Origin of the sequence: Rhizobium sp. 57MFTsu3.2 (assembly GCF_012932765.1) — a bacterium.
GTDB classification, from domain to species: Bacteria; Pseudomonadota; Alphaproteobacteria; order Rhizobiales; family Rhizobiaceae; genus Rhizobium; species Rhizobium altiplani.
In genome coordinates this window covers 283,996-306,988 of sequence record NZ_JDWI01000003.1, presented here as the reverse complement: position 1 = coordinate 306,988, position 22,993 = coordinate 283,996, and the positions used below count along the sequence as shown (strand labels likewise).

Sequence of the window (22,993 nt, the reverse complement as noted above, 5' to 3'; positions counted from 1 at the left end):
ACCCATTGGGAAGGCTATTATGCCCGGGCCGCCTCGGCTTTCACCGGTAGCGAGAAGACGAATTTTGCGCCATTCGGATCATTTTTCTCGACCCAGATTCTCCCGCCATGGGATTCGAGAATCGACCTGCAGATCGCCAGCCCCATGCCCATCCCCTGCCCCTTTGTCGTAAAAAACGGCTCGAAAATGCGGTCAGGATTGTCGATGCCCGGACCATTGTCGGCGATCTCCGTGTGAACCCAGTCTTCATCACGGCGCACGCGCAGCTGCAGGAGGCGGCGATCTGGAGCCGCATCCATCGCTTCCATCGCATTCCGGATAAGATTGACGAGGACCTGCTGGATTTGAATGTGATCGAAGAACAGCGGCGGAAGATCGCTGTCGATACGCGAGTTTATCCGGACGCCTCGTCTCAGTGCCTCTTCTGCCATCAAGTCGCGCGCTTCGGTAACCACGTTACCAAATGCGTTGACACGACGTGAGTCGTCGGAATGCTTGAAAAGCGCCCGAATGCGGTTCACGACGTCCGTCGCGGTATTCGCACTTCTCACAACACGATCCAGCGCCTTCTGGGCTCGCTCCATATTCGGCGGTTCTGCGTTCAGCCACCGCTGGCACGCGTCGGAACTGGAGATCATCGCCGCGAGCGGTTGACCTATCTCGTGCGCGATCGATGCGGTGAGCTCAGCCAGGCTCGCCGCCTGGCTGGCCCTGGCAAGGTTCCTCTGGGCTAGTCGCAGTTCCTCCTGCGCACGAAGCCAATCGTCGATGTCGAGGCACACGCCGTTCCATTGAACGATTTCACCTTCCGCATTGTACATCGCCAGTGCCCGGGTCTCCATCCAGCGATATTCTCCGTCGAACCGCCGCATTCGGTGCCTCATCGCGTACGGCTTTCCTGTCGGCAGCGACTGGCTGTATTTTCTCTTAACGGCGGGGAGGTCCTCGGGATGGATGATCGCTTCCAAGGTGGCGTGGAGGCTCTTACCGGTTTCTGCATCTTCCTCAATCCTGAAGCCCAGATATTCGCTCAGCTTCTGGCTGCGATAGATCGGCCTGCCATCAGGGGCCAGGCAGTAGATGAGTGCCGGCAGTGTCTCCACCAGCTGATGAAGAGAGTGCTCGCTCTCCCGCAGCGACTGTTGAATCCGCATCTCCTCATCGACATCAACTGAAAGGCCATACCATTCAACAATAGTGCCGTTAGTACCGCGCAGGGGCTCGAACCTGTCGGCCGTCCAACGAAAAGTTCCGTCTTTCCGTCGTCGGCGATATCTCATTGAGAATGCGTCGCCCTTCTGAATGCATTGGAGAGCCTGACCTCGAACCTGCGCGACGTCGTCCGGATGGATCAAGTCCAGCGCGGCCTTCGCGAACTCCGAAAAGCTCGCCTTCGACAATCCGGCTTCTTCGAGAAAGCGCTTGCTTACGTAGGAAAGCTCTCCCGCGGCTGTCCAACTGCAGATGTGGACCGGCAAGGCATCGATCAAGCGTTGCAGGTGCCATTCGCTTCGCCTGAGCGCCTCCTCAGTGGTGACCTGATCGTTGACATCGTGACAGAGGCCGTACCATTGGACGATGCGGCCATCGTGGTCTCGCACCGATTCCGCACGGCTGGACATCCACCTGTAAACGCCGTCATGGCGACGCAGGCGATATCTCATGAAGAAGCTCTCGCCCGTTACCAGGCTCTGATTGAGCGCGCCACCGAACTCTTCCGCATCTTCCGGATGAATTGCCATCTCGATCATGGCGTCCAGTCGGCTGAGGCCAGGTATCTGGATATCGCTGACGTCCCGGCCGAGATAGTCGATCATTCTCTTGTTGAAGAAGCTCGGTTCTCCCTCGGGCGTCAGCCGCCAAAGATGGCTCGGTACGGAATCCACCAACAGCGAGAGTTCGAGCTCCCGGTCATGCAAGGCGTCGACAGTTTTTCGGTCGCTATCGATATCTAGCGAGGTCCCGTACCAGCCGACGATGTCGCCAGAGTCGTCCAGGATGGATCGACCGGAGCTTCGTACCCAACCAAAGCCGGTCCTGCGTCTGATGCGAAATTCACTGTCGAACGGATACCCTGACCGAAGGCAATGCCGCCACTCCCCGGCAACACGTTCGTAGTCGTCGGGGTGAACCAGTTGCTTCCAGGCCCCCTCTCCCTCACTCCACCACGCATTCAGGTCTTCCGGGGTCTTCGCGAGCGCGAGCTGCAGATCATGGGACAGATAGGTCCACCTCCCGCTGGCATCCATAGCCCAGCCATTGCCTGACAGTTTCTCGACGGTCTTGGCGGCTCCCATGGGCGAATTAACAGCTGTAGCAAGGCCCGGCGCCATGGTTTGCTCTCCCCTGAGCGGCACTGTAGTTGCTCGCACTGCTTTTTACGCCCGCTTTAGGGTTCAGTCCAACCGAGTGGCGTTCCGATCACGAGTGTTTGAAGAGGTCGCGCGCACCCGCCCAACGTGTGAGTTACGCCGGCAAGCGGGACATCTCATGCCACCGCAGCAAACGGGAACCTTCAAGTCTTTTTGGAATTTACGGACTACCACGAAGGAGGCTGTCGTGATCCGTAGGCTGAAATCCGGCGAGTATCGGCTCTATTCACGCAAGGTCGATCCAAAGACCCACAAGCGCAAAAATCTCGGCACGTTCAAATCACGCGAAGCGGCTGAGAAGCACGAGCGCGAGGTGCAATATTTCAAGCATCATGTTTGAGGTGAAGCGTCCGCGATCAGATGCACGCAGACACGACGCACGCGAAATGGGTGCGTTACGCACAGCATTTGTCGTGAGCGGATGAACGCTTTTTGATGTCGCCAGAGGGGAGTATTTTTACCTGCAGACTGTCAGAATCTGGTGATTGGAGGGGATGGTGCCCGTAGACCGCAGTAGCAAATTCTTGCTCGTTTTGGCGGTCGCAACGTGTCAGATGATCTTTGCACCAAGAACTGATGCTGCAGACGATACCGTTCAAATCGACAGCGGAATGCTGCGAGGTGAGACGATAGGCACGGTCATTAGCTTCAAAGGTATACCCTACGCCGCTCCGCCTGTTGGTAATCTGCGATGGCGCAATCCAACGCCGGTGTCGAAATGGAATGGCGTCAGGGAAGCGCGGAGCTTCGGTCCTTCATGCGTGCAGGCCGATGATTTGCCAAAGTCCGAAGACTGTTTGACACTCAACATCTGGACACCAGTCAAACGTTCCAGGACACCGCTTCCGGTTATGGTTTGGATACACGGCGGCGCTCTTGTACACGGGAATACCCTTCAGTATCCCGGCGACCAGCTCGCCGCGCAGAGAGTTGTGTTCGTCAGCATGAACTACCGCCTAGGACGGTTGGGTTTCTTCGCTCATCCTGGGCTCACAGAGGAATCTCCTGATGAACCGGTCGGTAACTATGGTTACATGGACCAGCTTGCAGCATTGAAATGGGTGCAACAGAACATCAAGGCCTTCGGCGGCGATCCGAAGAGGGTGACCATATTCGGAGAGTCAGCAGGCGGCGGCTCGGTGATGGCTCACATGGTGTCGCCTTTGTCGCGAGGGCTCTTCCAGGCAGCCATTTTGCAGTCGCCGGGCGCTCCCACGGCGCGTGCCCAAAGCTTGCCGCTGTCATCGCTGAAGCAAGGGGAGAAAGCCGCGTTGGACTTTGCCGACTCTCTCGGAATCACTGGCACCGATTCCGGCGCTCTCGCAGCGCTCCGGGCGCTACCTGCTGAAAAGCTGACCGAGGGTGCATCGGCACCAAAGGCGCTGGCGGGAATGTCGACAAGCAAGCCGGTCATCGGCATTTCAGGACCTATCCTTGATGGACAGTTTTTGCTCGAAACGCCCGAGGCGGCCTTCGCAGCAGGACGTCAAGCGCCAGTGCCCGTCATTGTCGGAGCGAATAGTCGTGATCTTGGTATCGGCCAGGCCGCGACGAAAGACGACCTGTTCCAGATATTCGGGAAGGCTGCGGCAGAGGCTCGCGCGCTTTATGATCCCGGGAACCGAGAGACGCTCGAAGAGCTCAGACAGCAGCTTTTCGCAGACAAGACGATTGTCGAGCCGTCTCGCCATCTCGCTGACGAGATGATCCGAGCAGGTCAGCCGACCTGGTGGTATCGCTTCTCCTATGTCGCCGAGGCGCTGCGCGATGATCCGAAATGGAAAGGCACTCCGCACGGCTTTGAGACTCCGTATATGTTCGACATCCCAGCCGCATTGGTGAAAGACAAGGTTACGCCTGCCGACTGGGCCATGGCCGCACTTGCGAGTGGCTATTGGGTCGATTTTGCAAGAAAGGGCGATCCCAATGGTGGCTCACGGCCATATTGGCCCATCTACGACCCCAATACCGATAAACTCATCAACTTCACCAACGACGGCGCGATCGTAGGGCCCGATCCGCTGAAGCCCAGGCTCGACCTCTGGCAAAGATATTGGAACGAGCAGAACTGAGGCTGCGGCGCCTAAATGCACGAAACGCCTACTCAAAATGCTATTCTGGGAGGCCGGCGCAGCGCAGTCCGTCAAGGAAACGTTGCCGATCGGCGTCGTATTTGTAGGCCAGCCTCTTGCCCCGTTCCGCGACAGAAAAGTCCGGCTTCGCTTCGAGTGCCATCGCAACATGCTTGGAAAAGCGAAGTCGAGCTTGTTCTTGGCCTGCTCGTGCACATTGGCGGCAATGCAAATTCCTCCCGGCTCCGCCAGCCCCTGCAGGCGATCGGCAATATTGACCCCGTCCCCTGAATGTCATCGCCTTCGACAATCACATCCCCAAGGTTGATGGCCATGCGAAATTCAAGTCGACGATCGGGTTGCCTGTCCGCATTGCGTTCAACCTCAATGTGCTGCACGTCTGCGGCGCAGCGAACGGCATCGACGACACTATGGAATTCCACCAACAGACCGTCGCCCATGAGCTTGACCAGGCGACCGTGATGGGCACTGATCGTTGGCTCGAAGACCTCATGCAGGTCTATAACAGAAGGTTCAGGCCTGTTGCTATTTCCGGTTCCTCCCGTTTCCAAGCGGATAGCCGACCAGCAAGGCCACGGTGCAGAAAGCGTTCGGATCTTCGTCATGCAACGTTCGCTTACTTGCCTGCGAAAATTGCGATCGCTAATATGCCATGAGCAAATGAGCTGTCCGGGGGACGTTCATGGCCAATGCTCCTCATATGCAGACAGGCGAACCTCTGGTTCAGCAGACCGTCCACGTGGTGGAAGACGACGAGCAATTTCGCATTTCACTTATAGATCAGCTCGAGTCGCTTGGAATTCACGCCTTGGGCTTCGATGCGGCCCTCGATTTCTTCAGCCACGCTTCGCAGGATGCAGGCGGCTGCATTCTGCTCGACGTGCGGCTACCCGATCTGAATGGCATCGAATTCCAGAAGGAACTGAAGACGCGTGGATACGACCTTCCCGTGGTCTTCATGACGGCACACGGGGACGTGACAACGAGCGTCAGTGCCATGAAGGCGGGCGCTGTGGACTTTCTGCCAAAACCGTTGCAGCGACATGAGGTTGTCGAGGCGATTACAACCGCCTTCACGATCGATCGGGAGCGGCAGACCCAGCGAGCGTATCGCAAAGAAATACTGGAGCGAGCTGCCACCCTCACCCCACGCGAAGTCCAGATCATCGGACTCGTCGTGGGCGGGTCGATGAACAAGCAGATCGCCTTTGAACTCGGCATCAGCGAAATCATGGTGAAGCTCCATCGTGGGCGTGCCATGAAAAAGATGCGGGCGGCGTCCCTGGCGGAGTTGGTTCGGCAGTTCGAATATCTCAGCCATTAGTATTCTGCGCTGGAGGCTGGCGGGTGTTCCGGCGTTGTCGCTTCGTACCCGCCGGATCAACGGATCTGGAGCTTCTCGACTTTGCGAACAAGGTCGGCAAGAGAGCGAGCCTGCATCTTTCGCATCACGCTCATCCGATGGAGCTTCACAGTCATCTCGCTGATCCCGAGTTCAAAGGCGATCTGTTTGTTCATAAGCCCACTGACAACGGCCAGCATGACCTCATGCTCTCGCGGGGTCAGCGTGTCGACCAGTGACCGGACATGAGCTTGTTCGGCTTCAATCTTTCGTCTTTCGCCATCCAGTTGAATTGCGAGATCCACGGCATCGAGTAGATCCCGGTTGACGAATGGCTTCATGATGAAATCGGTGGCTCCCGCCTTCATGGCTCTGACGCTCGCCCGAACGTCCGCGTGGCCGGTCAGAAATATCACGGGCATCCTGCTTCCCATGGTGATGAGTTCGCTTTGTACATCCAAGCCGCTGCCTTCGGGCATTCGAAGGTCGACCACGACACAGCCGGGCGCGGTCGTGTCAACAGTCTTAAGGAAATCAGGACCGCTGGAGTAGGCAGAGGCGCGCCTGTTCGTGATCATGAAGAGATCGAGCAAAGACTCCCGGATCTCCTTGTCGTCGTCGATGACGTGAACGATAGGTTCGGCGGATAAACCCGCCTTCGTTGTCAGGCTTTCCATGATCTCACCTCGACTAAAAGGCGAACGCTCACCAATCGCACTCCCGATGTTGAAGGGCCGGTTCCCGCTCGCCCCTCTCGTGATGGGTTCGCCGCTCGCGGAATTGTGCTCACTGCCAACTTATCACGGGTTAGAGATCCTGGGATGGTAAACCTTGGTTTACGTCCCGGGGGGGCGACCTAGGGAGCCGCAACGACCGGCGACAGTGCCGGCCCGATCACCCCAAACCTTGGTTTGCATTGACCTTCTTCGACCAACAACCGAATCTAACAGCACCCCAAAAATCGAGACGGATCGAATGAGACAGCAAACTACGAGGGGCATGAGATGAAGATCGCGGTTATCGGCGCAAGCGGCATGATGGGATCCAAGATCGCTCGCATCCTTGAACGCGATGGATTCGACATCACAAGAGCCTCTACGAGCACAGGCGTCAACGCCTACACGGGTGAAGGCGTGGAACGTGCACTGTCCGGAGCAGATGTCGTCATTGACGTGACGAATACCGGATCATTCGGAGAGACCGATACACTCGACTTCTTCAGGAAAACAAGCGGCAACCTTCTGTCCGCCGCGAAAGCTTCCGGAGTGACACACTACCTTGCGCTGTCGGTTGTTGCTGTCGATCGACTGGTGGAGAACGATTATTTTCGCGCAAAGCTGGTGCAGGAAAACCTGATACGAGCCTCCGGGTTGCCATTCACGATTGCACGCTCGACGCAGATGTTCGAGTTCTTCAATGGGATTGTCGATGCAAGCGCCGTGGACGAAACTGAGAGTGCCTTCTGTTCGTGTCCAACCGATAGCTGCCGACGAAGCGGCTGGCGCGATTACCAACTTGGCGACCGCGAAGCCGTCGAACTCAATTGTTGAGATCGGCGGCCCCGAAGCTTTTGAACTGGTGGAAATCGCGCAGGAGCTTCTTACCGCCGCGGAAGACCCCCGTCCGGTCGTCCTCGACCCTACTGCCCGCTATTTCGGCGTTGCCCTCTCGAAGGACGGCCTTCTACCCTCTCGCATGATCGCAACAGGGACGCTTTCCTTCCACGAGTGGCTGTTCACGAGCATGTCCGTGCAAGATGTCGCGTGAGAGATCATGGGAAATTCGCGGTCTCGATGGACGCTACCCCTGCCTCGTGCGGAGACGCTCGGCGTAGTTCGCATCCAGATGTCCGACACTGACCGGTAGGAGGTTCTCGTAACCTTCGCGCAACTCGCTTTCGTTGAGCCATCCTTTGCCGCTGGGATCGAGCTTGTTCCAATGCTGCTCAGCGGTTGCAGGATCGAACACACGATTGTCGATCTTCGCAAGGCGTGCCTGTGAATCCATGTACTCGCTCTTAGTGACAGTGCTGTCCTTGTTGCTGTCGGCCCAATCGAGTTGCTGTTTGGTCAGGCGCGCGTAAAAATCATCGATGAGTTGATCGTCCGAACGAACGGCCGGGGCCTTGGGCGCCGACACAACTTGCAGCTTTTCGTCGGAAACAGACGGTGCTTTACGCGACGTTGGCATCATGAGGCTGTAGATCGAACTATCAGAATTTACTCGCACGTTTTTCATTCCTCCATATCGACGTGATGTGGAAGATAAGTTGCAACTTCAGCTTGCTCCAAGCTTGCACAGTCGGCTGTAGCAGTCAGTGCGCGCCACCCTCGGAGAGCTGGACGGGCTTCTTCAGCAGGAGCGAGGCAAGCAAGGCCCGACGAGCGCCACCCCCAACAGGAAGAAAGTACCGCTGAAGGCCATGATGTTGGCCTGTTTCCTGATTCTGAGCGCGATCGCGACAACGGCCTTGTGTGTCGCCATTGCTTGGTCGCTGACGCCGTGGCTCATGAAATAGGCCGTCAACTGCGCGACACGATCACGAGTCGCCTCCTCAAAGGCGCTGACCGCATTGGTCAGAATGATGGAGTGAAATTGCTCCCTCTTCGTCAGGAAAGTCTGCAGGGAAGCAATTCCGACGGCGCCGCCGAGATTGCGCATCATGTTGAACAGCGCAGACGCCGAACCGGCGTTCTGCTCTTCGATACCCGCTGTTGCAATCGCCGAAAGCGGAGTGAAGACGAGCGCCTGTCCGACCGCACGCACGACATTCGGCCAGAAAAGCTGGTCGCTCCCGTAATCAGCGGTCATATAGACATTCATGAAGTTCGAGGCCGCAAAGAGACTGAATCCGACGACGATCAGCAAACGGACGTCGAAGACCTTCATCATCCGCGGTACAAGCGGGATGAGCAGAAGCTGAGGTATGCCCGTCCAGGCAAGAACGACCCCGATCTGCTCCGAATTGTATCCTTGAACCCGTGAGAGATAGATCGGCAGAATGAAGGCCGAACCGTAGAGTGCCATTCCCAGCAGAAAATTGGCAACGACACCGAAACCGAAATTGCGGAGCAGGAGAAGCCGCAGGTTCAGAAGCGGGTGAGCCGACTTTATCTCGATGATGAGAAAAAGCGTAAGCGACACCACGGCAATGACCGATAGCCGAACGATGAAGTCGGACCCGAACCAGTCTTCCTTGTTCCCTTCCTCGAGCACCGTCTGCAAGGCTGCTAATCCAACGGCCATCGTGACGATGCCCGGCCAGTCGCCCTTGGCAAGCAGACCCAAATTCATCGGGGCGGGCTCCAGAGATACGAAGAGCATCGCAATCATGAGCGATCCAGGGACCAGATTGACGTAGAAGATGAACTCCCAACCGTAGTTCTCCGTCAGGTAGCCCCCGATCGTCGGTCCTATGGCGGGAGCAAAGGTTGCCGACAGCGCAAACAGCGCGAGGCCCATCGGTTGCTTGGGTTTCGGCAACAACGTGATGATGATGTTGAATGCCATGGGGATGAGGACGCCGCCGGTAAAGCCCTGGATCGCGCGCAGCACGATCATCTGTTGCAGATTAGCGGCAAAGGCACAGGCAACCGAGAAGACCAGAAACAGGGCGGCGTTGACTAGGAGATAGGTGCGGACAGAAAAGACGCGCGCCAGCCAGCCCGTGAGGGGAATAACGACAATCTCGGCGATCAGATAGGAGGTCGATATCCACCCTCCATCGTCCTTCCCGGCTCCTATGGCTCCCTGGATGTCTGCCAGTGATGCGTTGACAATCTGAATGTTCAGGACGGCCATGAACGCGCCGAGCGTTGAGCCGACCACCGCGCACCACATCCGAAAAGCACTCAGCGCGGGCTCGACCGATTTCGCAAACTGCTGATTGCTGTTGGCAGGGATCAGAAGAGTAGCCATGAGACCTCACTCCTTCGGGCTTCCATTGACTGCCGATCACGACCATGGAAGCACCGATCCTCATATTCCTTCCGACATCCGGGTGGCCTTGGTATCCACTTCAGGCTCCACCAACATTCCGGACCGGAGCTTGCCGGCGATACCCTCGTCATCAATGAGGATCTTGACCGGAATGCGCTGCACGATCTTGGTGAAGTTTCCAGTCGCGTTGTCGGGTGGAAGCAACGAAAATTCCAGGCCGCTGGCGGGCGAGATGCTGTCGACGTGACCCTTCACCGTAAGATCCGGAAAGCTGTCGACCCTGATCTCGACGGTTTGGCCGGGGCGAACGTAAGTGAGTTGGGTTTCCTTGAAGTTCGCGACAACATACACGGCATGGAGCGGAACCACCGCCATGAGCTGGGTGCCGGACGAGACGAACTGGCCAACACGGATCGACCGCGCACCAACGGTTCCGTCGACTGCTGCAACAATGCTCGTGTAGGAAAGGTTGAGTTTGGCCTGCTGGACGGCCGCCTCGGCTCGATCTCGCTGGGCTACGATCTGGTCGCGCTGTGTGCTAAGGACTCGCACTTTGTTCTGTGCGGCAACAAACGCGGCCTGATCGCGCTCTACCGCTGCAGACGCCTGATCCAATATGGACTGGCTCTGTTCGGCGCGCGACAGAGTACCGGACCCATTTGATGTCAGCCGCGCATTTCGCGCCGCATCAGATTTTGCAAAGTTATAGGATGCTTTCGAGACATCGACTGAGGCCCTCGCCTGCTCGATCACGGATGCCTGATCGGCTTCAACGTATCGACAGGAGTCCCATCGGTGGTTCCTCTGTCAGTCTCGGCGGCTTTCTCGAAGGTATCCTGGCGAGGCAATTCGACCATCTTCCTTCTCCTGGCAATCTCCCGCGCTCAAAAACGCAGGCCCGGCGGCGGGGTGCCGCCAGGCCGTATCTGGTCAGGCAGCTGCCTGGGGACGTTGTGCAAACCACGTTTTGACGTCCAGCTTGCCAAGCTTGGCTGGTCCGAGAGGAACCAAGGACTGGTCATCGACTAGCGAACCGAAGTACCTGGCCTGGGGATCGACGACGACCGTTCGCTTGTCGCCGATAGCGGTGAGATAGCCCTTAACGAAATCACTCAGGGGCTTCTTCTCAGGCCCTGCGATTTCGATGGTTCGGTTCTCGGCAGCACCAGCAGCGGACTCAGCGACGAAGCCTGCAACCTCGTCCGCAGCAATTGGCTGGAACGCGCCGTGCGAAACGTGGACTGTCCCATCGACGGTCGCGCTATCGGCAATCCCGCCCAGGAATTCGAGGAACTGGGTGGAGCGGACGATGGTGTATGGGATGCCACCCTTCTTGATGAGGTCTTCCTGAGCAACCTTGGCCCGGAAGTAACCGTTCTCGGACGATCTCTCGATGCCAACGATGGAAAGCGCGACGTGGTGGTCGACGCCTGCCGCGCGCTCTGCTTTGAGCAGGTTTGTTGTTGACGTTTGGAAGAACGAGAGAACGGCGCTCGGCTCAAATGACGGCGAGTTGGTGACGTCGAGTACGACGTTCGCGCCGGCAAGTACGTCGTCGAGTCCCTCGCCTGTGAGTGTGTTGACCCCGGTCGACGGGGACGACTGCACTACATCGTGTCCCTGCTTGCGCAGGCGCTCCGCAACTTTCGTTCCAACGAGGCCCGTGCCTCCGATGATGACGATTTTCATGGTTCTATCCTTTGAGACTGGATATCCACCGAGGACATCTCAGGTTTTGAGATTGAGGCAGTAGCAGGCGGCACTGCCGTCGCCTCCTCCCGCCCCACAGCAACTGCTTACTTGTCGGGGGTCGTCAGCTCCGTCTCGGCCGTGTCGACGACGAATACGGCAAGAATCTTCGCAGGCTTCGTGTTGCTCGCATTCGCGCTGACTTTATGGTGATCGCCGGAGACCTCGATCCAGTTTTCACCGGTCTTGTAGACCTTGACCGGGCCATCGTTGACCTGGCTCTTGATGCTGCCTTCGATCACGGTGGCGTAAATGAAGGCGCTTTTGGCGTGCGTGTGCGAGGGATTGGACCCGCCGGGACCGTATTCGACGAGCACGCCGCGCACGCTTTTTCCGGGTACGTTCGGAAGCACGTGGTCGAATACGATCGAGACCTTGGCATTGTGGGGTTTATCCGCGGCTACGGCAGGCACAGCCATCAGCGTTGCGCAAAGCAAGCCACTTGCGAGCCTTCGCATGGCAATTCTCCTTCGTTGACGTCATTGATAGTGACCGAAGCCGATCCTATGCGACGGGCATTGGGCACAATAGATATACGAAGGTTTGCCAAATCTATACGAAGGTTTGCCGAACCGAACGCGCCGGTTTGGGTCGATCGGATGGGCCGCCTGACTCTTGCCGCAGAGCGAACATGACCGGGCACGCCAGCGCGGGTGCCGACCGCGGTGTCAAAAACACACCAATTTGGACTAGTTTAGGCTTCGGTTGGGATGGGGTCGCCTTGATCGAGCCTCAAGGGTTCAGGTGTTCCCGGTGCGCGCGAAAGATCGACCGAATTCCTTTGAGCAAATCCAGTCTGCGCCGCTCATTGTGGATTGTCGGTACCCCGGAATTCACCCCGAGCCCTTCGCGATGAGCAAGATGGGCAGCGAGGTCTTCGGCGAGTTCCGGTCGTTCACGCATCAGCGGCGCAAAAGCAGTCTGGTCGATCTCATAGACGGTGACCCGCGTTACCGCATAGAGCCCATGTTGCTCTGCCATACCGGCGAGTGATCCCTGTTCTCCGAAAAAGTCTCCGGGGGCCAACCGCGCCACTTCCTCGTCACCCTTCCTCATTGCGATGATGCCCGCACGTACGATCATGAGGCTGGCAAGACGCCCCCCTTCCCGGACGATTTCAGCCCCCGGGGAAAAGGTTCGTCGGCTGGCAGACGCGACGAGGACATCGCGCTCTTCCTGGCTCAGCAATGAGAAGATCGAAATAGCGTCGATGAGGCTCTGCGCCGGGGGCGTCGCGGGACGCGGCGCGCTTCGAAGGTAGTCTCCTGCAAGTGGGCTTTCCGGGGGGAGCGCCAACTGCAGGCCGTTCGCCTTGCAATGACGATATACGAGGTCGATGACTTCGGTTCGCGCAGCACCTCGTTGCGCCGGGCTGGTGACGCGAAATTGCAGTTCGACAGTCACGGCGCTGCCGTCAATGCCGGCAAGCACGACGTTTGGGGGTGGCTGCTTCACGATGAGGTTGCAGCTGTCGAGCACGGTGTGCATCACCTCGACAATGGTTCGGGGCATGTGTGTCGGGGCAACCCGTATCGACAGGTCGATTTGATGGTTCTCGTCCGGCCGGCTGACATTCGTCAGCCCCAGCTTGGCCAGGACGCTATTGGGCAGCACCACGATGTTATGAGCGCCTGTCAAAAGGTAAGTCGAGCGCCAGTTGGTGGCGACAACACGTCCCTCGGTGCCATCGCTCAGATAAATGAAGTCTCCGATGACATAGGGGCGGCCTAGCGTGAGAGCGATGCCGGAAAATACGTCGCTCAAGGTGCTCTGTAGGGCAAGACCGAGAATGATGGCGATGACGCCAGACGTTGCCAGCAGCGTTCCGATCGGCACGCCGAAAACAAACGCCATGATTGACAACAGCACCCCGAGATAGACGAGTGCGACGATGAGATCCTGGATCAGTCTCGCTTCTCGTGGCCGCCCGTCCAGGACGATGTAGATACGAACGAAGCCGATCACGGCCCACGACAAATGGACCCACCAGAGAATCTTGGCCGATACCATCAACGCGTTGGCGCCGTTTAGGTCCGCGGGGTCGAAGCGGAACGGCACAATCCGAGCGTAGGCAAGCACGGCGGTCATTGACAGGAAGACTGCGATCTGAACGATCAGGCGCTGGGTCGGGCGTCCCTGTCCCTGCATATGCCAAATGACTATCCCAGCGAGCCCCATCACACTGATAAGCAGCGGCAGCAGGTGAACTTCCTGACCCATCACGATCCCACAACGAAAAATTCTGACCCCATGCGCCGATCTAGAGGCGCACATGTCACGCGGCGGCTCAGCGCGACAGTCGAACATAGGCCGACGATGCGAGCGCGGCTACTACACCAAGGTTTACCCTCACGGCGATGCCACGGCGCATCGTTTGCGTCTTGCTGAGTGCTCATTGGGTCGCAGAGCGCCTTCCGTCCCTTCACCCGCACCCATGACTTTCTATATAGCCGCTTGAACCGAATATAGAATCTCACTGATGCGCAATCCTCCCGAATACCAGAATCCCCTCCAGGGAATGGCCCTGATGGCAGGCGCGATGCTCGTGCTGCCGACGATGGATGCGATCGCCAAATACATGGCGACCGTCGAGGCGATGTCGCCCGGCCAGGTGACATTCTACCGCTTCTTCTTCCAGCTCGTGTGCACGCTGCCGTTCCTTTTCGCGGTATTCGGCCGCAAGGCGCTTCACGCCAAGCGCCCGTGGATGAATCTGTTGCGCGGTGCCCTCCATGGGGCGGCGAGCCTGCTCTTCTTCGTTGCCGTGAAATATATGCCGCTCGCGGACGTATTCGCGATCTATTTTGTCGAGCCCCTCATGCTCACGGCGCTGTCGGCGATCTTCCTCGGAGACAAGGTTGGCTGGCGTCGGTGGATGGCGATTGTCGTCGGGTTCGGTGGCGCAATGATCGTCATTCAGCCGAGCTATGAGATCTTCGGCCTGAAGGCGCTCTTACCCGTTTTCTGCGCCTTCCTGTACTCGCTTTATCTCTTCATGAACCGGGCGATCGGCATTGCTGACTCCCCGCTGACCATGCAGACGATGGCTGGTATCGGCGGCACCGCGTTCATGGCTGTCGCGTTGATCGCGGGCAATGGACTTGGCGTCGGCGATTTCCATCCCTCCCTGCCCTCCTCGGCATTGGGACTGGTTCTGCTGCTGATCCTCGGGACGATTTCGGGCTATGCCCATATGGTCATCGTCCGAGCCTTCCGGCTCGCACCGCTGTCGCTGCTCGCACCATTCCAGTATTTCGAGATCATTTCAGCAACAGTACTCGGCTACGCGCTATTCGGCGATTTTCCCAACGTTTCGAAGTGGATCGGCATCCTGATCATCGTCGCGTCCGGTCTCTTCATCATCTGGCGGGAGCGTGTGCAGGCGCGATCGTTAAAAACGTCGTGACTATTTGAGCGCGCCATTAACACTGCTTCTTGAGGGATCATCAATTCGCTCGCAGTAGAAGGGCCCTTCGGCCTCATGATGAGGTCCTGGAGACAAAAGATGAGCGAATTCCGTCTCGCTTTTCCGGCATGTGTGATTGCCGGGAAGCATCAGCTGACCACCGAAGACATCGGTCTGCTGCGCAAACATACCTTCCCGGAAGGCATCCGGACCGCCGACAACGTTGTCGCCATGTTGGCGCTGAACAATTCCTGCCCCGCAAAATGCCCGGAGTGGAACTCCTTCTTTGTGGAGCAACTCGCTGGCTTCATCGTCAACTATAGCTACCCTCAGGGGTCTCTCGATGAGATCAATGTGGCCTGGCTCATACGCATGGTCGCGACCGACGGCGTGGTCAATTCGGAGCTCGAGCTCGAACTGGTTCTGCACGTGATGGAGATCGCGGTAAACGTGCCGGATGAGTTGCGCGCCTTTGCACTCGATCAGTTACGTCTTGCGCTGGCGGAAAACGTCGGCGGATACCGGCTATCGCGCGCAGTGGATCGAAAGGGTATCACGCGACAGGATATCGATTACATGATGCGGGTTCTCCGCGGCATAAGCGATGCCGGCGTTATCAGTGCGCCGCCCCTCACTTGGGGCGTTATGATGCGGATCGCGGAGGAAACGCTGCCGGCGGGAAATCACCCGCGTTGGGCCGACATTCTCTCGGCGCTCCAACTCGTGGATTATGCCGAAGCCCCACGCCGCAGCCGATGGCTGAGGATCGTCGATGACAGTTTCGGCAACGAAACCGCCGTGGCCTGAGACACGCCGATATTCTTTCGGCTGATTGTGCGTTCCGGGGTTTTATGCGTAAAACTTCGGAACGCATGTTTTGGGTGGAGTCTCCATGTTCAAGAAAATCCTGATCGCGAACCGCGGCGAGATCGCTTGCCGCGTCATCAAGACTGCGCGCCGCATGGGAATTGCGACGGTGGCCGTCTACTCGGATGCGGATCGGGATGCACTCCACGTGGAGATGGCTGATGAGGCCGTTCATATCGGTCCCGCTGCGGCGGCCGAAAGCTACCTCGTGGCGAACAAGATTATCGCTGCCTGCAAACAGACGGGCGCCGAAGCGGTTCATCCCGGCTATGGCTTCCTCTCCGAGCGAGCGTCGTTTTGTGAAGCTCTGGAGAAGGAAGGCATTGTCTTCATCGGTCCGAAGCCGAAAGCCATCATGGCGATGGGCGACAAGATCGAGTCGAAGAAGTTCGCCAACGCCGCCAAGGTCTCCACCGTCCCCGGCTATCTCGGCGTCATAGAGGATGCGTCTCACGCGGAAAAGATCGCAGCCGAGATCGGTTACCCCGTCATGATCAAGGCCTCTGCCGGCGGCGGCGGCAAGGGCATGCGCATTGCCTGGAGCGAAGCGGAAGTCCGCGACGGCTTCGACCGAGCGCGTTCCGAGGCGAAGAGTTCCTTCGGCGACGATCGCGTATTCATCGAAAAATATGTTGTCGAGCCCCGCCACATCGAGATCCAGGTGCTCGCGGACGGGCACGGCAACGTCGTCTATCTCGGCGAACGCGAATGCTCCATCCAGCGCCGCAACCAGAAAGTCGTCGAAGAGGCTCCCTCGCCCTTCCTTGATGCGGAAACTCGCGCGGCCATGGGCGAGCAGTCGGTCGCGCTCGCCCGCGCCGTGGACTACCAAAGCGCCGGCACGGTGGAATTCATCGTCGATCGTGACCGTAATTTCTATTTTCTGGAAATGAACACGCGCCTGCAGGTCGAGCATCCGGTTACCGAACTGGTGACGGGTATCGACCTGGTCGAACAGATGATCCGCGTTGCAGCCGGTGAAAAGCTCCCCTTTACACAGAGCGACATAAAGCTGAACGGCTGGGCGATCGAGAGCCGGTTATATGCCGAGGATCCCTACCGAAACTTTCTTCCATCGATCGGGCGCCTAACGCGATATCGGCCACCCGCCGAAGGCAAGTCCGGTAACACCATCGTGCGCAACGACACGGGCGTTTTCGAAGGTGCCGAGATTTCGATGTACTACGATCCGATGATCGCGAAGCTCTGCACCTGGGCCGCGACACGTCTTGAAGCGATCGAGGCGATGGGCGAGGCACTCGACGGTTTCGTCGTCGACGGAATTGAACACAACGTCCCCTTCCTGGCCGCGCTGATGAAGCACCCCCGCTGGCGCGAAGGGCGTCTGTCGACCGGTTTCATCGCGGAGGAATACCCTGATGGATTTGCGCCGATGGTACCGGACGCACATCAGCAAGCCACCCTCGCGGCCGTCGCTCTTTCTGCGTCTCTCGTTGAAGCCAACCGTCGGGAGCGCTTCGCCGATCGCTTGCGCGGCCCCTCCGGCGCGACCCGTGAGGACTGGACCGTCAGGCTGGGTGACAGTTACGTCGATGCACGTCTGGTCGATGGGCTCGTGACGATCCCGTTCGACATGGACATCGAGATTGGCGGCAAGATTTCCAATGTCGTCACCGACTGGAGACCTGGCGATTCCGTTTGGCGCGGCAAGGTCGCGGGCCAAAGCGTGATTGCGCAGATCCGCCCGGTTCTCAATGGCCTCCGGCTGGACTGGCAGGGAATATCGCTGAAAGCCAAGGTATTGACGCCGCGACATGCCGCACTCGATAAGCTGATGCCAGTGAAGCTTCCGCCGGATACGTCGAAGCTGCTGCTCTGCCCGATGCCTGGTCTCGTCGTTTCGATTGCCGTGGTCGAGGGCCAGGAAGTCAAAGCGGGCGAAACGCTTGCCGTGGTCGAAGCCATGAAAATGGAAAACGTGCTGCGCGCCGAGCGCGATTTGGTCGTCAGCAAGATCAACGCCAAGCCCGGAGAGAGCCTTGCCGTTGATGCCGTCATTCTCGAGTTTGCCTGACGGACGCTAACGCCTCTTGCTGCCTCGCTGGTTAGGTTTTGTTAACGGCTGGCCGCCTATCGTGGCCCCACCGGCGGGATGCCCGGTGGAGGTAGCAAATGACGGCGCTGCAATCGGCGACCCTCTTGCTGGTCATAAATCTCGGTTTTCTCTGGCTTCTGATGCGAATCCCGCTGGGACGCAGAACCATTTGCCTCAGCCGGACCTACGGATGCTCCCCCGATAGACTCTGGAACGCGATGAACCCCGCCGGTCCGGACGCATCCTGGCACCACTCGGTCATCAGCAGTCACGCCCTTGCCGATCGGCGCGGCGTGGTGGAACAGACCTACCGGCATCTCGACAAGAACGGCGCGCCGTCCCGACGGCTACTTGCATTGGAACCGTTGCCATGGATGGCGAGCAATGCCCACGGCTTCCAGGCTCACATCATCGATGACAGCACGCTGGATCCCACATTCTGGGACAACTACCGGGAGCGCCGTATGATTCGACCGACACCCGATGGTGCGCTGCTGGAAATCGAACAGACCGACCGCTACCGTGGCTTGGCGTTCCTCTTGTTCCGCTATTTCGTCCTGCGCCGGGAAATGAAGGCGCTCGATGGATGGTTGAAAACAGGCGAGTCGCTGCCACAGGGCTACTTTGAGCGACCTCTGGTCCAAGGCGGTCTTGCGGTGTTGTCGACACTGCTGCTCTGGCCCTTCCTTGGGTTCGATGCAGGTGGCCTGATGCTCTCGACATTCCTGACTCTTGTCATTGTCTTCCATGAACTCGGGCATATGGCGGCCTACCGGATGTTCGGTCACGCATCCGTCAGGATGATCTTCGTGCCATTGCTGGGTGGCATCGCGGTCGGCGGAAGGCCCTACCGGTCGCTATTCGAGGTGGCGACCTGCGCCCTTATGGGTGCAGGAATGTCGGCTTTCCTTGTCCCGATCCTCGCGGTCGCCACGCAGCTCGCCGATGCCGGTCTGCTGCCCTTGGCGTCACGTGGACCTCTGCTCATCTTCCTGTTGATCCTCGGCGCTTTCAACCTGCTGAACCTGCTGCCGATGCACCGTTTCGACGGCGGCCAGGTGCTCCGGCAAATTTTCCGCACGCGAAGGTCGCAGATTGCGGCCAGTTTTGTTGTCACCCTGTGCATTCTCGGCATCGGATTCGAGATCGGTTTGCCGGCGAACGTGCTAACCGCGGGCCTGCTCGTTTTCACGCTTGTTAGCCTCGTCAGCGGCGCTTCCGTGAAGCCGCGCCAGAAGCTCGAAGAGATGAAGGACGGCGAGCGCATGCTGGTTGCCTTCGGCCTCTACGCGGGCATCGCGGTGCATGGCTATGCCATTATTTTCGCAACTGAAAAGCTCTTTTGACGCAGGCCGTATAGGGATTGGCGCAATCAGCCTATTCGAGGCGGAAACTCACGCCCACGGACAGTTTTCCCTTGAGCGGGCCGCGTCGTGCGTGCAAAGCTCCGCCCAATCAAATCAGTAGGAGCATCTGACATGGACGTTCGCGCCGCCGTTGCCGTACAGGCTGGAAAACCGCTTGAAGTGATGACCGTTCAGTTGGAGGGACCGCGAGCCGGCGAAGTGCTGGTCGAGGTGAAAGCGACCGGCATCTGCCACACGGATGATTTCACCCTCTCGGGCGCGGATCCGGAAGGTCTGTTTCCGGCGATCCTCGGCCATGAGGGCGCCGGCATCGTTGTCGATGTCGGTCCAGGTGTGACCTCGGTGAAGAAGGGTGACCATGTCATTCCGCTCTACACGCCGGAATGCCGCGAATGCCCGTCCTGCCTGTCGCGCAAGACCAATCTGTGCACCGCCATCCGCTCGACACAGGGCCAGGGGCTGATGCCGGATGGCACTTCGCGGTTCTCGATCGGCAAGGACAAGATCCACCACTATATGGGCTGCTCAACCTTCGCCAACTACACGGTGCTGCCGGAGATCGCCGTCGCCAAGGTCAATCCCGACGCACCCTTCGACAAGATCTGCTATATCGGCTGCGGCGTAACCACGGGCATCGGCGCCGTCATCAACACCGCCAAGGTGGAGATGGGCGCGACCGCGATCGTCTTCGGTCTCGGCGGCATCGGCCTTAACGTCATCCAGGGCCTGCGCCTCGCCGGCGCCGACATGATCATCGGCGTTGATCTCAACAACGACAAGAAGGCCTGGGGCGAGCGCTTCGGCATGACGCATTTCGTCAACCCGAAGGAGGTCGGCGACGACATCGTGCCTTACCTCGTCAACATGACGAAGCGCGGCGCCGACCAGATCGGTGGCGCAGACTATACCTTCGACTGCACCGGCAACACCAAGGTCATGCGTCAGGCGCTGGAATCCTCGCATCGCGGCTGGGGCAAGTCCGTGGTCATTGGTGTTGCGGGTGCCGGCCAGGAGATCTCTACCCGGCCGTTCCAGCTGGTTACCGGTCGCTCCTGGATGGGCACGGCCTTTGGCGGCGCACGTGGCCGCACCGATGTGCCGAAGATCGTCGATTGGTACATGCAGGGCAAGATCGAGATCGATCCGATGATCACCCACACCATGCCGCTCGAAGACATCAACAAGGGCTTCGAACTCATGCATTCCGGCGAAAGCATCCGAAGCGTGGTACTGTATTGAGGCGAGGACGACGGAATGCGGTGCGACTTTAAAATGGCCTGCGGCTTTTTCGCAAATTGATCCTGATTTGGGAGCCGTGGGCAGCTAAGGAGGAGGAGCTGAACATGCCAAGTCAAGTATCGCTGCACCCCGCCCTCGACGGCGGTGTGAAAAAGGGCCAGGCAAATTTCAACGGCGGCACGCTGGTCTGCGCCTGCGTCGACCGTCCTGTGAAGGTCGCTATCAAGGGTACTATCGCGCACAATCACGCCTGCGGCTGCACGAAATGCTGGAAGCCGAAGGGAGCGGCTTTTTCAGTGGTCGCCGTGACCCCGCATGAAAACGTCACGGTGCTGGAAAATGGCGACAAGCTGCAGGTCGTCGATCCGGATGCGCTGATCCAGCGCCATGCCTGCAAGGCCTGCGGCGTTCATATGTACGGACCGGTGGAGCGCGAACATGCCTTCAAAGGGCTCGATTTCATTCATCCGGAACGCTTTCAGGAGAGTGGCTGGCCGGAGCCGACATTCGCGGCCTTCGTGTCGTCGATCATCGAATCCGGCACGCCGCCTTCGGCGATGGCAGGTGTCCGCGGTCGCCTGAACGAGCTAGGCCTCACGCCCTATGATTGCCTGAACCCAACGCTGATGGATGTCATCGCAACCTGGGTGGCGAAAAAGGCAGGCACACTGAAGGAAGCCTGACGTCTTGAACGAATGGCAGCCGTCGGATTATGAGACCCCGAACGAACCGCCGCTACGCGCCCGTCGGGGCCTCCTAGCGTTTCCATCAAACCAGATTGAAATTCATGATTTATGTCGATGCAGACGCCTGCCCGGTGAAGCCGGAAATCCTCAAGGTCGCCGAGCGCCACGGCATGGAAGTGACCTTCGTGGCGAATTCCGGTCTGCGTCCTTCCCGCGATCCGATGGTGCACAATGTCATCGTCTCGGCCTCGTTCGATGCCGCCGACGACTGGATTGCCGAGCATGCCAGTGTCGGTGACGTGGTCGTCACTGCCGATGTCCCGCTCGCGGTCCGTTGCGTGGCAACTGGCGCGCTCGTCAGCGGTCCGACGGGTCGGGTCTTCGACGATACCAATATCGGCATGGCGAGCGCTATGCGCGATCTCGGCGCTCACCTGAGAGAGACCGGCGAAAGCAAGGGTTACAATGCGGCCTTCGGCCCGAAGGATCGCTCCCGCTTCCTCGAAACTTTCGATCGCCTGTGCCGCCGGGCCAAGGCGCTTACCCCAAAAACGGACGATAAAGAATGAACATAATTTCACAGACGACTGCCTTTGGCGGCATGCAGGGTGTTTTCACGCACGAATCCGACGCCTGCAAGTGCGACATGACTTTTGCAGTTTTCGTCCCACCAAAGGCCATCAAGGAGCCCTGCCCGGTTGTCTGGTATCTCTCAGGCCTAACCTGCACGCATGCAAACGTTATGGAAAAGGGCGAATATCGGCGCATGGCTGCAGAGCTCGGCCTGATCGTCGTCTGCCCGGACACGAGCCCGCGCGGCAATGACGTCCCGGATGAGCTTACCAATTGGCAGATGGGCCAAGGCGCCGGTTTCTATCTCGATGCGACGGAAAGGCCTTGGTCGGAAAACTATCAGACGTACACCTACATCACCGAAGAACTTCCGGCCTATGTTAGCCAACACTTCCGCATGGACATGAGCCGCCAGGGCATCTTCGGTCACTCGATGGGCGGTCACGGTGCCATGACCATCGCGCTCCGGAACCCAGATCGGTTCAAGAGCTGCTCGGCTTTTGCGCCCATCGTGGAGCCTTCGACCGCGGATTGGTCGGCCCCAGCGTTTGAGAAATATCTGGGCTCCGACCGTGCCACCTGGCGGAAATATGATGCCTGCGCCTTGGTAAGCGACGGCGCACGTTTTCCCGAGTTCCTGATTGACCAAGGCAAGGCCGATGGCTTCCTGGAGAGCGGGCTGCGTCCATGGCTGTTCGAAGAGGCTGTGAAGGATACTGACATCAAGCTTACGCTGCGCCTGCACGAGCGCTACGATCACTCCTACTACTTCATTTCGACCTTCATGGACGATCATCTGAAGTGGCACGCGGAGCGTCTTGCCTGAGGCGGCAAAAAACGGGTAGCGAGCCGCAGCCGCGGCCGGTAAAGCCGGCCACGGCATTTTATTGCATCAGGCGGAGGCCTTGCGCCCCTCGACCGACAGAGCACCGGGGCCAGCGAAGAAGATGAACAGGAAGATGAAGCTGAACAGAATTGCCGCCTCGCCACCGTTCAGAGCCGGCCAGAACGCTTTCGATCCGTGCGCCATGAAGTAGGCAACAGCCATCTGGCCCGAAAGGATGAAGGCGACCGGCCGCGTAAACAGCCCGATCAGCACCAGCAGGCCACCGACCACTTCGAGCAGAGCGGCGACCAGCAGCAAGGGCGGCAGCGGGCCGTCCATCTGCGCGGCCGGGAACGCGAAAAGCTTCATCGTTCCATGCTCGATAAACAGCAGCGCAGTGATGATGCGCAGAGCGGCAAGCGCGTAGGACTGGTAGGCGCTCAGTCGTTCCATGTAGACTCTCCTTTTGAATAAAGAC

Annotated in this window: 20 protein-coding genes and 3 pseudogenes; 13 read left to right on the top strand and 10 right to left on the bottom strand. The window is 58.7% G+C overall.

What is annotated here, in order from left to right; translation table 11 throughout:
- Window positions 1–17: 17 nt before the first annotated feature.
- Entirely contained in the window at window positions 18–2,333 is a 2,316-nt protein-coding gene (locus tag AF71_RS05590; protein WP_113470447.1) for a PAS domain-containing sensor histidine kinase, read from the bottom strand.
- Window positions 2,334–2,559: 226 nt separating this feature from the next.
- Between AF71_RS05590 and AF71_RS05585 the strand changes: the two genes are divergently transcribed.
- Together AF71_RS05585 and AF71_RS05580 are read left to right on the top strand one after the other, a co-directional pair.
- On the top strand, window positions 2,560–2,712 hold the full coding sequence (locus tag AF71_RS05585) for a hypothetical protein (protein ID WP_112647943.1): 153 nt from the start codon (window positions 2,560–2,562) through the stop codon (window positions 2,710–2,712).
- 157 nt (window positions 2,713–2,869) lie between these two features.
- Window positions 2,870–4,444 carry a carboxylesterase family protein gene (locus AF71_RS05580; RefSeq protein ID WP_169680290.1) on the top strand — a complete coding sequence of 525 codons (1,575 nt, stop codon included), beginning with the start codon at window positions 2,870–2,872 and terminating at the stop codon, window positions 4,442–4,444.
- 189 nt (window positions 4,445–4,633) lie between these two features.
- Here AF71_RS05580 and AF71_RS31505 read toward each other — a convergent pair.
- Window positions 4,634–4,965, bottom strand: a pseudogene (locus AF71_RS31505) (adenylate/guanylate cyclase domain-containing protein); the annotation flags it as partial.
- Between the two features lie 182 nt (window positions 4,966–5,147).
- Between AF71_RS31505 and AF71_RS05575 the strand changes: the two are divergent.
- Window positions 5,148–5,789: a response regulator gene (locus AF71_RS05575; RefSeq protein ID WP_018854945.1), complete on the top strand. Its 642-nt coding sequence runs from the start codon at window positions 5,148–5,150 to the stop codon at window positions 5,787–5,789.
- A 56-nt stretch (window positions 5,790–5,845) separates the two neighbouring features.
- Here AF71_RS05575 and AF71_RS05570 read toward each other — a convergent pair whose 3' ends face one another.
- Complete coding sequence (locus tag AF71_RS05570) at window positions 5,846–6,484, bottom strand: response regulator (RefSeq protein ID WP_018854944.1); 639 nt, start codon at window positions 6,482–6,484, stop codon at window positions 5,846–5,848.
- Window positions 6,485–6,811: 327 nt separating this feature from the next.
- On the opposite strand from AF71_RS05570, the gene AF71_RS05565 reads away from it, so the two are divergent.
- Both AF71_RS05565 and AF71_RS31500 read left to right on the top strand, forming a co-directional pair.
- Window positions 6,812–7,357 carry an NmrA family NAD(P)-binding protein gene (locus AF71_RS05565; protein ID WP_246733586.1) on the top strand — a complete coding sequence of 182 codons (546 nt, stop codon included), beginning with the start codon at window positions 6,812–6,814 and terminating at the stop codon, window positions 7,355–7,357.
- Window positions 7,323–7,574, top strand: a complete 252-nt coding sequence (locus tag AF71_RS31500) for a hypothetical protein (protein ID WP_246733585.1) — start codon at window positions 7,323–7,325, stop codon at window positions 7,572–7,574. Before AF71_RS05565 ends, AF71_RS31500 begins: the two co-directional genes overlap by 35 nt.
- A gap of 33 nt (window positions 7,575–7,607) precedes the next feature.
- Here AF71_RS31500 and AF71_RS05560 read toward each other — a convergent pair whose 3' ends face one another.
- The 6 genes and pseudogenes from AF71_RS05560 to AF71_RS05535 form a co-directional block, all read right to left on the bottom strand.
- Window positions 7,608–8,045 carry a hypothetical protein gene (locus tag AF71_RS05560; protein ID WP_018854942.1) on the bottom strand — a complete coding sequence of 146 codons (438 nt, stop codon included), beginning with the start codon at window positions 8,043–8,045 and terminating at the stop codon, window positions 7,608–7,610.
- A gap of 76 nt (window positions 8,046–8,121) precedes the next feature.
- Window positions 8,122–9,725, bottom strand: a pseudogene (locus tag AF71_RS05555) (MDR family MFS transporter).
- A gap of 60 nt (window positions 9,726–9,785) precedes the next feature.
- Window positions 9,786–10,508, bottom strand: a pseudogene (locus tag AF71_RS05550) (HlyD family secretion protein); the annotation flags it as partial.
- 168 nt (window positions 10,509–10,676) lie between these two features.
- Window positions 10,677–11,435, bottom strand: coding sequence for an SDR family oxidoreductase (locus AF71_RS05545; protein ID WP_169680288.1), 759 nt, complete (start codon window positions 11,433–11,435; stop codon window positions 10,677–10,679).
- A 107-nt stretch (window positions 11,436–11,542) separates the two neighbouring features.
- Entirely contained in the window at window positions 11,543–11,953 is a 411-nt protein-coding gene (locus AF71_RS05540) for a cupin domain-containing protein (protein ID WP_029792320.1), read from the bottom strand.
- Between the two features lie 274 nt (window positions 11,954–12,227).
- The gene (locus AF71_RS05535) at window positions 12,228–13,715 is read right to left on the bottom strand and encodes a mechanosensitive ion channel family protein (RefSeq protein ID WP_026371484.1); all 1,488 of its coding nucleotides are present in this window, start codon (window positions 13,713–13,715) and stop codon (window positions 12,228–12,230) included.
- Window positions 13,716–14,022: 307 nt separating this feature from the next.
- Between AF71_RS05535 and AF71_RS05530 the strand changes: the two genes are divergently transcribed.
- From AF71_RS05530 to fghA, 8 genes are all read left to right on the top strand, one after another.
- Window positions 14,023–14,901, top strand: a complete 879-nt coding sequence (locus AF71_RS05530) for a DMT family transporter (protein WP_049809231.1) — start codon at window positions 14,023–14,025, stop codon at window positions 14,899–14,901.
- A gap of 99 nt (window positions 14,902–15,000) precedes the next feature.
- Window positions 15,001–15,708: a hypothetical protein gene (locus AF71_RS05525; RefSeq protein WP_018854935.1), complete on the top strand. Its 708-nt coding sequence runs from the start codon at window positions 15,001–15,003 to the stop codon at window positions 15,706–15,708.
- Window positions 15,709–15,793: 85 nt separating this feature from the next.
- On the top strand, window positions 15,794–17,803 hold the full coding sequence (locus AF71_RS05520; protein ID WP_169680286.1) for an acetyl/propionyl/methylcrotonyl-CoA carboxylase subunit alpha: 2,010 nt from the start codon (window positions 15,794–15,796) through the stop codon (window positions 17,801–17,803).
- A 98-nt stretch (window positions 17,804–17,901) separates the two neighbouring features.
- Window positions 17,902–19,170: a hypothetical protein gene (locus AF71_RS05515; protein ID WP_113470451.1), complete on the top strand. Its 1,269-nt coding sequence runs from the start codon at window positions 17,902–17,904 to the stop codon at window positions 19,168–19,170.
- 132 nt (window positions 19,171–19,302) lie between these two features.
- Window positions 19,303–20,430: an S-(hydroxymethyl)glutathione dehydrogenase/class III alcohol dehydrogenase gene (locus tag AF71_RS05510; protein ID WP_018854932.1), complete on the top strand. Its 1,128-nt coding sequence runs from the start codon at window positions 19,303–19,305 to the stop codon at window positions 20,428–20,430.
- A gap of 104 nt (window positions 20,431–20,534) precedes the next feature.
- Entirely contained in the window at window positions 20,535–21,113 is a 579-nt protein-coding gene (gene gfa, locus AF71_RS05505) for an S-(hydroxymethyl)glutathione synthase (protein ID WP_018854931.1), read from the top strand.
- A gap of 104 nt (window positions 21,114–21,217) precedes the next feature.
- Complete coding sequence (locus AF71_RS05500) at window positions 21,218–21,685, top strand: YaiI/YqxD family protein (RefSeq protein WP_113470452.1); 468 nt, start codon at window positions 21,218–21,220, stop codon at window positions 21,683–21,685.
- Window positions 21,682–22,515, top strand: a complete 834-nt coding sequence (gene fghA, locus AF71_RS05495) for an S-formylglutathione hydrolase (protein WP_018854929.1) — start codon at window positions 21,682–21,684, stop codon at window positions 22,513–22,515. Before AF71_RS05500 ends, fghA begins: the two co-directional genes overlap by 4 nt.
- A gap of 66 nt (window positions 22,516–22,581) precedes the next feature.
- Here fghA and AF71_RS05490 read toward each other — a convergent pair whose 3' ends face one another.
- Entirely contained in the window at window positions 22,582–22,968 is a 387-nt protein-coding gene (locus AF71_RS05490) for a DoxX family protein (RefSeq protein ID WP_018854928.1), read from the bottom strand.
- Window positions 22,969–22,993: the final 25 nt, after the last annotated feature.

Bases quoted from the DNA above. Each gene is read 5' to 3' on its own strand.
- AF71_RS05590 (WP_113470447.1), bottom strand. From the start codon at position 2,333: ATGGCGCCGGGCCTTGCTACAGCTGTTAATTCGCCCATGGGAGCCGCC.
- AF71_RS05575 (WP_018854945.1), top strand. From the start codon at position 5,148: ATGGCCAATGCTCCTCATATGCAGACAGGCGAACCTCTGGTTCAGCAG.
- AF71_RS05570 (WP_018854944.1), bottom strand. From the start codon at position 6,484: ATGGAAAGCCTGACAACGAAGGCGGGTTTATCCGCCGAACCTATCGTT.
- AF71_RS05565 (WP_246733586.1), top strand. From the start codon at position 6,812: ATGAAGATCGCGGTTATCGGCGCAAGCGGCATGATGGGATCCAAGATC.
- AF71_RS05560 (WP_018854942.1), bottom strand. From the start codon at position 8,045: ATGAAAAACGTGCGAGTAAATTCTGATAGTTCGATCTACAGCCTCATG.
- AF71_RS05545 (WP_169680288.1), bottom strand. From the start codon at position 11,435: ATGAAAATCGTCATCATCGGAGGCACGGGCCTCGTTGGAACGAAAGTT.
- AF71_RS05540 (WP_029792320.1), bottom strand. From the start codon at position 11,953: ATGCGAAGGCTCGCAAGTGGCTTGCTTTGCGCAACGCTGATGGCTGTG.
- AF71_RS05535 (WP_026371484.1), bottom strand. From the start codon at position 13,715: ATGGGTCAGGAAGTTCACCTGCTGCCGCTGCTTATCAGTGTGATGGGG.
- AF71_RS05530 (WP_049809231.1), top strand. From the start codon at position 14,023: ATGGCAGGCGCGATGCTCGTGCTGCCGACGATGGATGCGATCGCCAAA.
- AF71_RS05525 (WP_018854935.1), top strand. From the start codon at position 15,001: ATGAGCGAATTCCGTCTCGCTTTTCCGGCATGTGTGATTGCCGGGAAG.
- AF71_RS05520 (WP_169680286.1), top strand. From the start codon at position 15,794: ATGTTCAAGAAAATCCTGATCGCGAACCGCGGCGAGATCGCTTGCCGC.
- AF71_RS05515 (WP_113470451.1), top strand. From the start codon at position 17,902: ATGACGGCGCTGCAATCGGCGACCCTCTTGCTGGTCATAAATCTCGGT.
- AF71_RS05510 (WP_018854932.1), top strand. From the start codon at position 19,303: ATGGACGTTCGCGCCGCCGTTGCCGTACAGGCTGGAAAACCGCTTGAA.
- gfa (WP_018854931.1), top strand. From the start codon at position 20,535: ATGCCAAGTCAAGTATCGCTGCACCCCGCCCTCGACGGCGGTGTGAAA.
- AF71_RS05500 (WP_113470452.1), top strand. From the start codon at position 21,218: ATGATTTATGTCGATGCAGACGCCTGCCCGGTGAAGCCGGAAATCCTC.
- fghA (WP_018854929.1), top strand. From the start codon at position 21,682: ATGAACATAATTTCACAGACGACTGCCTTTGGCGGCATGCAGGGTGTT.
- AF71_RS05490 (WP_018854928.1), bottom strand. From the start codon at position 22,968: ATGGAACGACTGAGCGCCTACCAGTCCTACGCGCTTGCCGCTCTGCGC.